Consider the following 14,330-nt stretch of genomic DNA (forward strand, 5'->3'; position numbering starts at 1 on the left):
CATCACTTCTCAGATTCGCCGTCGGGCCTGGTCTCATCGGTCACGACGGAACGCGCGCGCTTGCCCTTGAAATAGGACTGAACCCACGGATCGTCGAAGGCGAACATATCCTCAAGCGTGCCTTCCACCAAGACCCGTTTCTGCCCAAGCACGGCAATGCGATCACAAACGGAAAACAGACTGTCGAGGTCATGGGTCACCATGTAGACGGTGAGGCCAAGCGTATCGCGCAGCCTTGCAATCAAGGCATCGAAATCGGCAGCGCCGATGGGATCGAGGCCGGATGTCGGCTCGTCGAGGAAAACCAGATCGGGGTCGAGCGCAAGAGCGCGCGCAAGGGCTGCACGCTTGATCATGCCGCCGGATAGTTCGGACGGATATTTGTCAGCCGCATCGGGCGGCAGGCCCACCATCTCGAGCTTCACATAGGCGAGTTCGTCCATCAGCGACTGCGGCAGATCGAGATACTCGCGCATCGGCAGCTGGATGTTTTCTTTCACCGTCAGCGCCGAAAACAGCGCACCGTGCTGGAACAGCACGCCGAGCCGCGTATCGAGCGCCACGCGCTGCTGTTCGTCGGCCGTGGCATAATCAACTCCGAGGATCTCGATCGTACCTGAGCGCTGCGGCAGCAATCTGAGAACCGTGCGCATCAGCACCGACTTACCGGTGCCCGACGCTCCGACGAAGCCGAGGATCTCGCCCCGGTAAATATCGAGGTTCAGATTGTCCAGCACGAGCTTCGAGCCGAAGCCGACCGTCAGATCCTTGACCGACAGCACGACCTTGCGCTCGTCGCTCTTCGTCTCCGCGAGTTTGGTATTGTCAAAGGTTTGAACGTCTTCCACGCCGGTCCCCATCAAAAATCGATCGCGGAATAGAAAATCGCAAACATCGCATCGATCAGGATCACCGCGAAGATCGATTTCACCACCGACGAGGTGACGTGCTGGCCAAGCGATTCTGCGCTGCCGCCGACTTTCATTCCCTCGACAGCCGCCACGATGCCGATTGCCAGCGCCATGAACGGCGCCTTGATCATGCCTGATGCCACCGACGAGAAGTCGACCGCCTCCTTGAGGCGAGACAGGAACGTATCGAATGTGATGCCGGAATAGACCAGCGTGATCACCGCAGCGCCGTAGAGGGCCGACAGGTTTGCCACGATGGTCAGAAGCGGCAGTGCGATCGTGAGCGCCACGAGACGCGGGAAGACGAGAACACCGACGGGATTGAGGCCGATGACGGTCAGCGCGTCGATCTCTTCGCGCATCTTCATGGAGCCGATTTCGGCGGTGATCGCGCTTCCCGAACGGCCGGCGATCATGATCGCCGTGATCAGAACGCCAATTTCGCGAAGCTGCAGAATGCCGACCAAGTCGACGACGAAGATTTCCGCGCCAAAATACCGGAGCTGGAAAGCGCCCTGCTGGGCAATGATGGCGCCGATCAGAAACGACATCAGGAGGATGATCGGCACCGCACGCACGCCCATCCGGTCGATATGCGTCACGACGGATGCCGGAGAGACGCCGGATCCGCGGCCGAATTTCAGCTGTGCGCCACGGACCGCCGAGCCGAGAATGTGCATGGCGGCAACGAAGTCACCGGCAAATTCGGTCATCGTCTTGCCGACCGGGCTGAACACGCGATCAAACAGCGACCGCTTGTCCTGATCGTTGGGCGGCGGTGCCGGGGTCTTTTCCGGAAGGGCGCCAACCAGTTCCTCAATCGTCCCTTCCGCCCCGACCAACTTCGCGTCGCGACCCTGCTCGGCTTTTGCCGACAGAAGACGGCGAATCAGCCAGGCGCCGGATGTATCGATTCCGTCGATCCCCGAGACGTCGATCTCGAGGGATCCAGACCCGCTGCTCTTTTCAAGATCGCCAAACGCCTTGAGGACCGGCGAAATCGAATGATTGCGCCATTCTCCGGCCAGAATGTAGCGCTCGCCATCGCCGCCGGGCAGGTCTTCGGCTTTGATTTCGGCAGGTTGTGACGGCACAGGTTTCTTTCGGCTTAGGTTAAGCAGCACGCGGCTGCGATCTGCTGTTGATCGCAGCACTGAGAGCGGCAATATAGCGACCCTGAACGGATTTGCCACAACGCCCAGGTGGAAAACCATGACGCGTCACTTCGAAGCAACAATCGAGAAATTCCCGATCGCGGGGGTGTTTACGATTTCCCGCGGTTCCAAGACAGAAGCCGAGGTGGTGACCTGTGCGATCACCCGCGACGGCCTGACCGGCCGGGGCGAATGCGTTCCCTACAAACGCTACGGTGAAACAACCGAAGGCGTCCTCGACGAGATAAACTCCCTCGCTTCGATGATGCACGATGGCATGGATCGCCACACACTGCAGACGCGCCTGCGACCGGGAGCCGCCCGCAACGCGGTGGACTGCGCCTTGTGGGATCTGGAAGCCAAAAGCCTTGGCCGTTCGGTGGCATCGATGATTGATGCTGCCGAAAAGCCGCTCATCACCGCCTTCACGCTGTCGCTTGGCGAGCCGGAGGCAATGGCAGAGGATGCGCGCAGGAATGCGGCGCGCCCTCTCCTCAAAGTCAAGCTCGGCACAGACGATGACGAAAGCCGAATGCGGGCGGTGAGGCAAGCAGCGCCCGATTCGCGTCTGATCGTCGATGCCAACGAGGGTTGGACAGAGGACAATCTGGCCCGACATCTGGATGTGGCCGACGCCCTCGGTATCTCGTTGATCGAGCAACCGCTGCCAGCCGGCAAGGATGCAATCCTTGCCACCATCCGCCGCAAGGTGATGATCTGCGCTGACGAAAGCGTGCACGCGACCGGCGATCTTGCAAGTTTGAGAAACCGCTACGACGCCGTCAACATCAAGCTCGACAAGACCGGCGGGCTGACGGAGGCGCTGATCATGAAGGAGGAGGCCCAGCGACTGGGCTTTGCCGTCATGATCGGCTGCATGGTCGGAACCTCGCTTGCCATGGCCCCCGCAGTTCTTCTGGCGCAGGATGCCGACTACGCCGATCTCGACGGTCCGCTACTCTTGGCGCAAGACCGCCCGGACGGGCTGCGATACGACGGATCGCTGGTCTATCCGCCCCGGACGAATCTCTGGGGATAATGAGTCCCTTGCACCGACAGGCCGTTACGCAGCCTGCATGCCCCTAATGGTCTCCGGTGAAGGCAGCGTCGTGATTTCCGCAGTCTTCGCGATCTTCTGCCAGGAGATCAGTTCCAGCGTCCCGTCGCGATGCTCGGCAATCGCCGTGCAGCTTTCGACCCAGTCGCCCGTGTTGACGTAGTGGATCCCGTCGATGTCTTCCATCACCGCATGATGGATATGGCCGCAGATGATGCCATCGACATTGTTGCGACGAGCCTCGTCGACGACAACCTTCTGGAACTCGCCGATGAAATTCACGGCGTGCTTCACCTGCAGCTTCGCCCAGGCGGAGAATGACCAGTATGGCAGGCCGATGCGGCGGCGCACCGCTGCAAGACCGACATTGATGGCGATTGCCGCATCATAGGCCCAGTCACCGAGATAGGCGAGCAGACGCGCATTGCGCACCACGACGTCGAACTCGTCACCGTGCAGCACCAGGTATTTCCGCCCGTCTGCCATCTCGTAGATCATCCGGTCTGCGACCTCGATACCGCCGAAATGCATGCCGGGGAAATCGCGCAGGAATTCGTCGTGGTTTCCCGGAATGTAGACGATCCGCGTGCCCTTGCGCGCCTTGCGCAAAAGCTTCTGAACCACGTCGTTACAGCCCTGCGGCCAGTTCCAGCTGCGCTTCAACCGCCAGCCGTCGACGATATCGCCGACCAGCACGATCGTTTCCGCCTCGTGGTAGCGCAGGAAATCGAGGAGAAAGTCCGTGCGGGCGGCTTTGGAGCCGAGATGCACGTCCGAAATGAACAGGGTTCTGAAATGCCTTGTCTCGATTGCATCGGCCACGGAAACGTCCCTTCGTTACCTACCTTGTCCTACCCTTCGAAAATCAGACTCGTGTTTCAGGATGATGACAGGGGCGCGATCGCCGCAGTCGGCGACCACCCGAAACCGGCGGCAAAATCCGACAGCATCGCAAATATTGTAGTTTCTCGATGGATCGATTGATGTAAGGAGGGGACTCGCATGTCAGGACGGAAATCGACACGAGGAGCCATAAGAGCATGGATGGGCACGACAATCCGAAACCATCGCCGGTAACCGGAGATCTCGACGAACAGGCTCTCTTCTTCCACCGCTATCCCCGCCCCGGCAAGCTGGAAATCCAGGCCACCAAGCCGCTCGGCAACCAGCGCGATCTGGCGCTCGCCTATTCCCCGGGTGTGGCCGCCCCTTGCCTTGCGATCCGCGACAATCCGGAAATGGCCGCGGAATTTACCGCGCGTGCCAATCTGGTCGCCGTGGTCTCCAACGGAACTGCCGTGCTCGGTCTCGGCAATATCGGCCCGCTCGCTTCCAAGCCCGTGATGGAAGGCAAGGCCGTCCTCTTCAAGAAATTCGCCGGCATCGATGTGTTCGACATCGAAATCGACGCGCCGGGCATCGAAGCCATGGTCTCGACGATCTCGGCACTGGAGCCGACCTTCGGCGGCATCAATCTCGAAGACATCAAGTCCCCGGAATGTTTCGAAGTCGAGCGTCGTCTTCGCGAAAAGATGAACATCCCGGTTTTCCATGACGATCAGCACGGAACGGCGATCATCGTCGCCGCCGCGATCCTCAACGGCCTGGAGCTTGCCGGCAAGACGATCGACAACGTCAAGATCGTCACGTCGGGCGCCGGTGCGGCAGCGCTTGCCTGCCTGCATCTTCTCGTGTCGCTTGGCGCGAAGAAGGAAAACATCTGGGTCCACGATATCGAAGGGCTGGTCTATGAGGGCCGCGTCGAGCTGATGGACGAGTGGAAGGCGATCTACGCCCAGAAGAGCGACAACCGCGTTCTGGCCGACAATATCGCCGGCGCAGACGTCTTCCTCGGCCTGTCGGCCGCGGGCGTGTTGAAGCCCGAACTTCTGGTGCAGATGGCCGAAAAGCCGCTGATCATGGCGCTCGCCAACCCGACGCCGGAAATCATGCCGGAACTTGCACGCGCCGAACGTCCCGACGCGATGATCTGCACCGGCCGCTCGGACTTCGCCAACCAGGTCAACAACGTCCTCTGCTTCCCCTACATTTTCCGTGGTGCACTCGATTGCGGCGCCCGCACGATCAACGAAGAAATGAAGATGGCGGCGGTCAAGGCGATCGCAGCACTTGCCCGCGAAGAAGTCTCTGACGTCGCCGCGAAAGCCTATTCCGGTGAAACGCCGATCTTTGGCCCCGACTACCTGATCCCATCGCCATTTGATCCGCGGCTGATCCTGCGCATCGCGCCGGCCGTCGCAAGGGCTGCGGCCGAAAGCGGCGTCGCCGCTCGTCCGATCCAGGATTTCGAAGCTTATCTCGACCAGCTTAGCCGATTCGTCTGGCGCTCCGGCTTCGTGATGAAGCCGATCTTCACGGCGGCCAAGACTGCCGAAAGAAACCGCGTCATCTTCGCCGAAGGCGAGGACGAACGGGTTCTGAGGGCCGCACAGATCTTGCTCGAAGAGCAGATTGCAAGGCCCATCCTGATCGGCCGTCCCTCGGTCATCGAAGCGCGTCTCCAGCGTTTCGGCATCCGCATCCGCCCGAATGTCGATTTCGCCGTCGTCAACCCGGAAGACGATCCGCGTTACCGCGGCTATGTCGACGACTATTTCGCGCTTGTCGGTCGCCAGGGCGTCAACCCCGAAGCGGCACGAACCATCGTGCGCACCAGCAACACGGTCATCGGCGCGCTCTCGGTCCAGCGCGGCGAGGCCGATGCACTGATCTGCGGCATCGAAGGCCGCTACGACCGGCATCTGCGCGACGTCAACCAGATCATCGGCAAACGCGAAGGCACGAAGACGCTCGCCGGCCTCAGCCTGCTGATTTCGCAGCGCGGTGCGATCTTCTTCACCGACACGTTCGTCAACTACAATCCGACCGCCGAAGAGATTGCCGAGATCACCATTCTCTCGGCCCAGGAAGTGCGCCGCTTCGGCATCAAGCCGAAGGCGGCCCTCATCTGCCACTCCAATTTCGGCTCGCGCAATTCCGAAAGCGCCGCGAAGATGCGCGACGCACTCGCCATCATTCGCGAACGGGCGCCGGATCTGGAAGTCGACGGTGAAATGCAGGGTGGCTCGGCGCTTTCCGAGGAACTGCGCAAGCGCGCCATGCCGAGCACCACATTGTCCGGTGAAGCCAATCTGCTGGTCTTCCCGAACCTCGATGCGGCCAGCATCTCGCTTGGCCTGGTGCGCACCATGATGGACGCGCTGCATGTCGGCCCGATCCTGCTTGGCACGGCAAAACCCGCCCATGTTCTCGGCCAGTCCGTCACATCCCGCGGCGTCGTCAATATGGCGGCTCTGGCCGTCGTCGAAGCCTCGCAGCCAGAGTCGCTGTTCGGCTAGGTCTCACAGAAGCCGGGGCGGTTTAGGATATCTTCATCCGCCCCGGCCTATGTTTGATGGGTTTTAACGAATTGCCGGAAAAGCGATGCGATTTCGCGGCCTGATCTTCATTCCGCTCGTCTTCGTCCCCGCCTCCGTCCTGGCGCGGGATGCGCAGCTTTGCGCGGATCTGTACCGCAAGCTTCACAGCACACCCGTTGTGATCGGCAATACCGCTGAGATGCGCCGATATGCGCAGGACCTCAGCCAGGCAAACTCCGACATCCGCAAACTTCGCGTCGACATGCGGCGCGCCGGATGCGGTGGCGGCAGCATTGTTTCCTTTGGCGCGGCCAAGGCCGACCAGTGCGAACCCCTCCTCGAGCAGCTGCAAGCCCTGGAGGAAAACCGCGAAGTGCTTGTTGACGAGCGCAACAAAGCCCGCAACCTGTCCGTCACCGGGGAAGAGCGCGGCGCAACCATCGTTGCCATCCGTCAGAATGCCTGCATTCCGTCCGATTTCCAGGATGTCGCGAAGGAGGAGGAAAAGGAACGGATCCGGGTGAAGGGGATCGCGCTACCGAAGGATGAGGAGGCCTATTCCGGCAGCATCACCGACCTGCGGACCCGCAAGCCTGCCACCGTCCAGAAGGTTGCGATCGATCCCACGCCGCCGGTACCGGAGCGGAATTACGAAACCTCCGCAAAGGTCCGCACGGTGGGTCCGATTTTTCTCCCTGAAGCCAGTATTGATCTGCGCCACCCCCGCGAAAATGGTCCGCAGCAACAGCAGTAGTCAGTCTCCCTGCCAGCGCTCGGAAAACACCAGGTCTTCCAGTGCAAGGCGCTGGCGCCAGCCGCGCACGGCCAGTTCCGGCTCGCTGTAGAGCTTGTCCACATGGCCGAGACAGAGCCAGGCGACGATCGCCACGCGCTCTGGGATACCCAGCAGCCTGCGCACGTCCTCATCGCGGAAAATGCTGACCCAGCCGACACCGACGCCTTCGGCGCGCGCGGCAAGCCACAGGTTCTGCACGGCGCAGACGGTGGAGTAGACATCCATGCGCGGATTGTGGGTGCGACCGAGCACGACCGGTCCCGCCCTGTCCGGATCACAGGTAACGCAGATCGATAGCGGCGCCTTGCGAATGCCTTCAAGCTTCAGGCTGCGATAAAGATCGCGCTCGCCGCCGGAAAACATCTCCGCCGCCTCGTCATTGGCCTTTGAAAAGGCCTCCCAGGCCGCCTGCCGCATCGCCTGGTCACGGACGAGGATGAAATTCCACGGCTGCATGAAACCGACTGACGGTGCGGCATGCGCGGCCGCCAGAAGACGGGAGACAAGCTCGTCGCTCAAGGGATCGGCAAGGAACTGATCGCGAACGTCGCGTCGCGTTTCGATCACCCGGTAGATCGCTGCCCGCTCCGCCGCGGAAAAGGCGCCGGCCGGAGCAAGGCCCGCTTGCGTATCGTCGGACGGTTCTGGAATTGGCGGCATCGTCTATCCCCAACAATACTTGCGACGGCTGAAGCAAAACTGCCGAGGCTATGCCCGACCATACCAGATATCGCAAGCCCATCACGAAACAGGAAAATACCTGACATAGGCGAATTCGTCACCGTCCGGTGACCAGTTTGGCGAATTCATCGTGCCCTGCCCGCCGAACAGTTCGAACAGCGTTTCGACATTGCTGCCATCCATATCCATCAGCCGAACCCGGACATCGAGATCGCGCGGATGATCGAACACGTCGCCGTCATAGGACACGAAAACGATCTTGTCTCCCTTCGGTGACGGATGCGGAAACCAGTCGCCATAGGGGCTGTCGGTGATGCGCTCCGCCGAGCCGCCCAAAGCCGGCACGCGCCAGATCTGCATGGTGCCCGTACGGCTCGAATTGAAATAGATCCAGTTCCCGTCCGGGGAGTAGTCAGGCCCGTCGTTGCGGCCTTCGCCATGGGTGAGCCGCATCTCCTCGCCGCCTTCGACCGCAATCGTATAGATATCGAAAACGTCGTCGCGGATGCCGCAATAGGCGAAGCGCTGTCCGTCCGGAGACCAGCCGTGCCAGTAGGAGGGAAGCTTCGGTGTTACCAACCTTGGCTTGCCCCTGGTCGCGGCAAGCACATAGATCGCGGACTTGCCGAATTCGACCTTATCGGAAATCGCAATCAGCGTGCCGTCGGGCGAGATGCCATGGTCGTTGTTGCAGGCAACCGCGAACTCGGTGTCAACGATGATCGGAGGCGTGTCGCCGGCCACGGGCAGCCGATAGATCAGCCCGTCGCTGTTGAGCATGAGGAAACGTCCGTCCGGCGCCCAGTTCGGCGCTTCGAAAAGCGCGCTCGTCTGCCAGACAATCCGGCTCTGTCGCGTCCGGATATTATAGATTTCGACCGAACTGCGCATTGCATCCTCTCCCGGCGATTTGCTGCCAGCGTGAGGTTACGACGCCTGAACACAAGGTGGCAAGTCACGCGAGATAAGCCTTCGGAACTCTAAAAACACATCATTAAAAACTGACGGACGCGATTCATGGATTCTTTATAACCGCATAACATTATATTCGAATATACTCATACAATGGGAGTTGGTGATGAGAATCCGGTCCTTGCTGCGATGCCGTTCGGGCAGTTCCGCCGTCGAATTCGCGATCATCGCGCCGGTCCTGCTTCTGATGCTCTTCAGCCTGATCGGCTATGGCGTCTACCTCGCTGCGGCCCACGCCGTGCAGCAGATTGCCGCGGATGCGGCACGCACGGCTGTTGCCGGCCTCGATGCCAGCGAACGCCAGAAGCTGGTGCAGGAGTATCTCACCAAGTCGACGATGGACTATGCGCTTCTCGACAAGAAGAACTTCACGACGAAGGTGCAAAGCGACCCGAGCAACCCCAACCAGTTCACCGTATCGATCGAATACGACGCAAGTACCCTGCCGATTTTCAGTCTCTACAGCTACGCCATGCCGGACAAGCACATAAGGCGCTATTCGACCATGCGGATCGGAGGCATTTGAGATGATTTTCCGCCTGAAGCGTCGTCAGACTATCGCCGGTGACCGGGCCGGCAACATTGCCATTACTGCTGCACTTGCCATGCCGCTTGCCATCGGAGCGCTGGCTCTCGGCGTCGACTATGGCAGCCTGACGCTGCAGCAGCGGCAGTTGCAGGCAAGCGCCGACCTTGCCGCGATTGCAGCGGCGGCCAACATTTCGACTGCGGAAAAATCCGCTTTCGACTTTTTCGCGATGAACGGTCAAAGCATTGGCGTCGTCAGCGCCGGCGGCCTGCTGACGACCAAGGGGGTTGTCCCATTCAACCCCAAGACGGCGCTCGAAGCCTATGGCAGCTATGCCGAGATCACCAGGGGCCGCTATGTACCCGATCCCGCGCAGCCTGCCGCGAACCGTTTTGTCGCCGGCGCAACACCGCCCGATGCGGTCCGCTTGACGCTCCGCAGCAAGAGCAACCTGATGTTCGGGGCAAGTCTCACCACCCCGCCGGCACTTGCCGCATCCGGCACAGCAGCAACGGATAAGCTTGCGTCCTTCTCGATCGGCAGTCGTTTGGCAAGCGTCAACGAGGGTGTCCTCAATGCCCTGCTTGGCCAGATGCTCGGAACGACGATTTCCCTGAAGGCGATGGATTATCGGGCCCTCGCCGATGCCCAGGTCAATGCCTTGAAGACGATCGACCAACTTGCTCTTGATCTTGGTCTCCAGTCAGGGACTTACGCGGATGTTCTCACAACCGACATCAACTATGGCAAGTTTGTCCGAGCCCTCGGCAAGACGACCGGACTTACCCCCTCGGTCTCGACGGTCCTCTCCAATCTCGAAAAGACGCTCAACAAGACGAAGGTCATGGTCAAGCTCGAGGATACTCTGAAGCTGGGACCCGTATCTCAAAAGCTGATCGGCCAATCGAGTGGACTATCTGTCAACACCAGCGTCTTCGATCTGCTGTCGGCGGCCGCAACCGCTGCCAGCGGCGGCAAGCAGCTCTCTGTCGACCTTGGGACATCCATTCCCGGTGTCGCCTCGTCCAAGGTGACCGTTGCGATCGGGGAGCCGCCGGTCGGGTCGTCCTACCTCGCAGTCGGCGCGCCGGGCACGATCGTCCGCACCGCTCAGACACGCGTGGCGGTCGAGGTCGTGGTTGATGGCCTTCAGGCGATCCTCGGGCTCAAGGTCCGCGTCCCCCTCTACCTGGAAGTTGCCTATGCCGAAGGACGGCTTGCCGGCATCACCTGTACGGGCGCGGCCAACAGCGCCAGCGTCGATGTCGACGCCGTCCCGGGCATCGCGTCGATCGCATTGGGCGACGTCGATACGACTGCATTCACGAACTTCGGCAAAGATCCGCGTGTCACGCGAGCCGACATCATCTCGACCCTTCTTCTCAAGGTCTCCGCCATGGCGGAAACCACCTCGACCAATCTCAAGACAGAGCGATTGACGTTCTCGCCGGCGGATATCAGCGCGAACAGGGTAAAGTCGACGTCGGTCAAGAACGTGCTTGAGTCGCTGACGACGAGCCTGCTTTCCAAGCTCGTTGTGCGGGTAGACCTTCTCGGCCTTGGGCTTGGACTGCCGCAACCCATTATCGCTGCCGTCGGTGCCACGCTCGGTGCGGCCATGAGCCCGGTCGACACCGTCCTCTACAACGTCCTGCTGACCCTCGGCGTGCGCGTTGGTGAAGCGGATGTCCAGGTCGGTGGCGCGTCCTGCCGCAACCCCGTTCTCGTCCAGTAGGCGACCGTTGAAACGCAAAAGGCCGGCGTTTTCACGCCGTCCTTTTGCGTTGCGTCGAACCGGGGTTCAGCCGTTGACGACCATTCGCTTCTCGTCGCGACCGCTCTTCATGCGCTCGGCCAGGAGGAACGCCAGTTCCAGCGCCTGGTCGGCATTGAGGCGCGGATCGCAGTGCGTGTGGTAGCGGTCCTGCAGGTCGCCGGCCGACACCGCACGGGCGCCTCCGGTGCATTCGGTCACATCCTTGCCGGTCATCTCGATATGGATGCCGCCCGGATGGGTCCCTTCCGACCGGTGGATCTGGAAGAAGCTTTCCACTTCCGACAGGATCCGCTCGAAAGGACGGGTCTTGTAGTTGTTGAGCGTGATCGTGTTGCCATGCATCGGATCGCAGGACCAGACGACCTTGCGACCTTCGCGCTCGACGGCACGGATCAGCTTCGGCAGGCCATCGGCAACCTTGTCGTGACCGAAACGCGCAATCAGCGTCAACCGGCCCGGCTCGTTTGCCGGGTTCAGCGCGTCGATCAGCTGGATCAGATTGTCCGGCTGCAGCGACGGACCGCATTTGAGGCCGATCGGGTTCTTGATGCCGCGGAAGTATTCCACATGCGCATGGTCGAGCTGGCGCGTGCGGTCGCCGATCCACAGCATGTGGCCCGACGTCGCGTACCAGTCGCCCGATGTCGAATCGACGCGCGTGAAAGCTTCCTCATAGCCGAGAAGCAGGGCTTCATGGCTGGTGAAGAAATCTGTTTCGCGCAGGCTCGGCTGATTGTCGGCCGTGATGCCGATCGCCCGCATGAACTCCATTGTCTCGCTGATCCGGCCGGCCAGCATGCGGTAACGCTCGCCCTGCGGACTGTCCTTCACGAAGCCCAGCATCCACTTGTGGACGTTTTCGAGGTTGGCATAGCCACCCATCGCGAAGGCACGCAGAAGGTTCAGCGTTGCCGCCGACTGGCGATAGGCATCCAGCTGGCGCTCCGGGTTCGGAATGCGTGAGGCTTCGGTGAAATCGATGCCGTTGATGATATCGCCGCGGTATGACGGCAGCTCGACATCGCCCTGCTTCTCGATATTGGACGAGCGCGGCTTGGCGAACTGGCCGGCGATCCGGCCGACCTTCACGACAGGAAGCTGCGCACCGTAGGTCAGCACGACGGCCATCTGCAGGAACGAGCGGAAGAAGTCGCGGATGTTGTCGGCGCCATGCTCGGCAAAGCTTTCGGCGCAGTCGCCGCCCTGCAGAAGGAAGGCATCACCTTCCGCCACCTTGGCAAGCTGGGATTTCAGGCGGCGAGCCTCACCCGCAAACACGAGCGGCGGGAATGTGGAAAGCTGTGCCTCGGTTGCTTCCAATGCAGCCATGTTCGGATAGTCCGGAACCTGCTGGATCGGCTTGTTCCGCCACGTGCTCGGGGTCCAGTTCTGCGCCATGATACTCACCTGTTTCCACCCCGGCTCCCCCGCCGGGCAAAGCTTCAAATTTTGCGGGGCTTATAGACCGAACGGCCTCGTTTGCATAGCGGGTAGATAAGCGCCCGCCAGGGCTTCCACCAGTGCAACAAACGACGCCGAAACATCTTACATTGCTAAATTATATTCGTTCTTGTCCAAACAGATCTCAGACCCGCTCGCCATTCCTGATGCGGTAGCTCGGCGTGTACATGGTCACCAGTTCCTCCGAAGCCGTCGGATGCACCGCCATTGTGCGGTCGAAATCGTCCTTCGTCACGCCGGCCTTGAGGCAGATGCCGATCAGCTGCGCCATTTCTCCGGCTTCGTGGCCGAGGATGTGGGATCCGATCACCTTGCGGCTCTCGGCATCGACGATCAGCTTCATGATCGTCTTTTCCTGCCGGCCGGAGAGCGTTGCCTTCATCGGCCGGAATTCCGCGCGGTAGACTTCGAGCTCGGCATAGCGCTTGGCCGCTTCCTCTTCCGAAAGACCGACCGTGCCGATCTCCGGCTGCGAGAACACCGCCGTCGCAATCAGCTCGTGATCCGGCTTGGTCGGATTGTTCCTGAACGCGGTCTCGATAAAGCACATCGCCTCATGGATCGCGACCGGCGTCAGCTGTACCCGGTTGGTGACATCGCCGAGCGCATAGATGTTTTCGATATTGGAGCGCGAATACTCGTCGACGACGATGGCTCCGAGCTCGTCCACCTCGACACCGGCAGCCTCAAGCCCCAATCCATCGGTGTTCGGATCACGACCGAGCGCCAGCATCACCGTATCAACGGCAAGCGTTTCGCCGCCCATGGTCGACGCGATGAGATGACCGGCCGGAGATTTCGTCACTTCGGCGATCACGTCTGTCAGGATGACCCGCATCCCCTTGTCTTCCATCGCCTTGCGGAGTCCGTGGCGCATGTCCTGGTCGAACCGCGACAGGATCTCCTGGCCGCGATAGATCAGCGTCACCTCGACGCCGAGGCCATGAAAGATGTTGGCGAATTCCACCGCGATATAACCGCCGCCGGCGATCAGGATCGATTTCGGCAGTTCCGGCAGATCGAAAGCCTCGTTGGACGAGATGCAGAGCTCATAGCCGGGAAGGGCCACATGCGGGTTGGGTGTGCCGCCCGTGGCAATCACGATCTTGTCCGCCGTCACGGTTCTTCCGGATTTCACCAGGCGCACCGTATGGGCATCGACAAGCTCGGCCCGATCTTCGATCGCCTCGGCGCCGCTATTGGAGAGGTTGCGCTTGTAGATCGCCTCGAGCCTCGCGATCTCGGCATCCTTGGCCGCGATCAGCTTTTTCCAGTCGAAGCTGGTTTCGCCGACCGTCCAGCCAAAGCCGACAGCATCTTCGAAATGCTCCGAGAACTGCGACGCGTAGACAAGCAGCTTCTTCGGCACGCAGCCGCGGATGACGCAGGTGCCGCCGAACCGATATTCCTCGGCCACGGCAACCGTCTTGCCGAGCGACGCGGCAACGCGCCCTGCCCTGACGCCACCGGAGCCTGCACCGATCACGAACAGGTCATAGTCATAGGCGGTCATGGCAGGCTCCTGAAGAAAGAACATGGGTGGGATGCTTGGGGCATAGATAGGTGCCAGCCACATATAATGCTGCAGCCGCCATAAACAAAAGCCCGGATT

At 60.9% G+C, this 14,330-nt stretch carries 12 protein-coding genes; 5 read left to right on the forward strand and 7 right to left on the reverse strand.

Annotation, left to right across the window (positions count from 1 at the left end; genetic code table 11):
* Positions 1–2: 2 nt before the first annotated feature.
* Positions 3–848 (reverse strand): ABC transporter ATP-binding protein, encoded by an 846-nt coding sequence (locus IFT66_RS05680; RefSeq protein WP_342344749.1) that lies wholly within the window; start codon positions 846–848, stop codon positions 3–5.
* Between the two features lie 11 nt (positions 849–859).
* The gene (locus IFT66_RS05685; RefSeq protein ID WP_371816186.1) at positions 860–2,065 is read right to left on the reverse strand and encodes an ABC transporter permease; all 1,206 of its coding nucleotides are present in this window, start codon (positions 2,063–2,065) and stop codon (positions 860–862) included.
* Between the two features lie 58 nt (positions 2,066–2,123).
* Between IFT66_RS05685 and dgcA the strand changes: the two genes are divergently transcribed.
* The gene (gene dgcA, locus IFT66_RS05690) at positions 2,124–3,104 is read left to right on the forward strand and encodes an N-acetyl-D-Glu racemase DgcA (RefSeq protein WP_192076959.1); all 981 of its coding nucleotides are present in this window, start codon (positions 2,124–2,126) and stop codon (positions 3,102–3,104) included.
* 24 nt (positions 3,105–3,128) lie between these two features.
* Here dgcA and IFT66_RS05695 read toward each other — a convergent pair whose 3' ends face one another.
* Positions 3,129–3,944, reverse strand: a complete 816-nt coding sequence (locus IFT66_RS05695) for a UDP-2,3-diacylglucosamine diphosphatase (protein WP_062456580.1) — start codon at positions 3,942–3,944, stop codon at positions 3,129–3,131.
* A 218-nt stretch (positions 3,945–4,162) separates the two neighbouring features.
* Between IFT66_RS05695 and IFT66_RS05700 the strand changes: the two genes are divergently transcribed.
* The gene (locus IFT66_RS05700) at positions 4,163–6,481 is read left to right on the forward strand and encodes an NADP-dependent malic enzyme (RefSeq protein WP_062456577.1); all 2,319 of its coding nucleotides are present in this window, start codon (positions 4,163–4,165) and stop codon (positions 6,479–6,481) included.
* Positions 6,482–6,566: 85 nt separating this feature from the next.
* A complete protein-coding gene (locus IFT66_RS05705) occupies positions 6,567–7,256 on the forward strand; it encodes a hypothetical protein (protein ID WP_092660813.1) in 690 nt (229 codons plus the stop codon).
* On the opposite strand, the gene bluB is transcribed toward IFT66_RS05705, so the two are convergent.
* Together bluB and IFT66_RS05715 are read right to left on the reverse strand one after the other, a co-directional pair.
* Positions 7,257–7,958, reverse strand: a complete 702-nt coding sequence (gene bluB, locus IFT66_RS05710) for a 5,6-dimethylbenzimidazole synthase (protein WP_192076960.1) — start codon at positions 7,956–7,958, stop codon at positions 7,257–7,259.
* Positions 7,959–8,039: 81 nt separating this feature from the next.
* Positions 8,040–8,870 (reverse strand): TolB family protein, encoded by an 831-nt coding sequence (locus IFT66_RS05715; RefSeq protein WP_192076961.1) that lies wholly within the window; start codon positions 8,868–8,870, stop codon positions 8,040–8,042.
* A gap of 187 nt (positions 8,871–9,057) precedes the next feature.
* Between IFT66_RS05715 and IFT66_RS05720 the strand changes: the two genes are divergently transcribed.
* Positions 9,058–9,477: a TadE/TadG family type IV pilus assembly protein gene (locus IFT66_RS05720; RefSeq protein ID WP_062456567.1), complete on the forward strand. Its 420-nt coding sequence runs from the start codon at positions 9,058–9,060 to the stop codon at positions 9,475–9,477.
* A 1-nt stretch (position 9,478) separates the two neighbouring features.
* Positions 9,479–11,215: a pilus assembly protein TadG-related protein gene (locus tag IFT66_RS05725; protein WP_192076962.1), complete on the forward strand. Its 1,737-nt coding sequence runs from the start codon at positions 9,479–9,481 to the stop codon at positions 11,213–11,215.
* A gap of 66 nt (positions 11,216–11,281) precedes the next feature.
* Here the strand turns inward: IFT66_RS05725 and IFT66_RS05730 are convergent, their stop codons facing one another.
* Together IFT66_RS05730 and gor are read right to left on the reverse strand one after the other, a co-directional pair.
* Positions 11,282–12,655: a class II 3-deoxy-7-phosphoheptulonate synthase gene (locus IFT66_RS05730; RefSeq protein ID WP_113110585.1), complete on the reverse strand. Its 1,374-nt coding sequence runs from the start codon at positions 12,653–12,655 to the stop codon at positions 11,282–11,284.
* 187 nt (positions 12,656–12,842) lie between these two features.
* Positions 12,843–14,231 carry a glutathione-disulfide reductase gene (gor, locus tag IFT66_RS05735; RefSeq protein WP_192076963.1) on the reverse strand — a complete coding sequence of 463 codons (1,389 nt, stop codon included), beginning with the start codon at positions 14,229–14,231 and terminating at the stop codon, positions 12,843–12,845.
* Between the last annotated feature and the right edge of the window lie 99 nt (positions 14,232–14,330).

The organism is Rhizobium sp. CFBP 13726 (assembly GCF_014841925.1).
GTDB lineage: Bacteria > Pseudomonadota > Alphaproteobacteria > Rhizobiales > Rhizobiaceae > Neorhizobium > Neorhizobium soli.

Coding starts and splice junctions, on each gene's coding strand:
- dgcA (WP_192076959.1), top strand. CDS start 2,124: ATGACGCGTCACTTCGAAGCAACAATCGAGAAATTCCCGATCGCGGGG.
- IFT66_RS05700 (WP_062456577.1), top strand. CDS start 4,163: ATGGATGGGCACGACAATCCGAAACCATCGCCGGTAACCGGAGATCTC.
- IFT66_RS05705 (WP_092660813.1), top strand. CDS start 6,567: ATGCGATTTCGCGGCCTGATCTTCATTCCGCTCGTCTTCGTCCCCGCC.
- bluB (WP_192076960.1), bottom strand. CDS start 7,958: ATGCCGCCAATTCCAGAACCGTCCGACGATACGCAAGCGGGCCTTGCT.
- IFT66_RS05715 (WP_192076961.1), bottom strand. CDS start 8,870: ATGCGCAGTTCGGTCGAAATCTATAATATCCGGACGCGACAGAGCCGG.
- IFT66_RS05720 (WP_062456567.1), top strand. CDS start 9,058: ATGAGAATCCGGTCCTTGCTGCGATGCCGTTCGGGCAGTTCCGCCGTC.
- IFT66_RS05725 (WP_192076962.1), top strand. CDS start 9,479: ATGATTTTCCGCCTGAAGCGTCGTCAGACTATCGCCGGTGACCGGGCC.
- IFT66_RS05730 (WP_113110585.1), bottom strand. CDS start 12,655: ATGGCGCAGAACTGGACCCCGAGCACGTGGCGGAACAAGCCGATCCAG.
- gor (WP_192076963.1), bottom strand. CDS start 14,231: ATGACCGCCTATGACTATGACCTGTTCGTGATCGGTGCAGGCTCCGGT.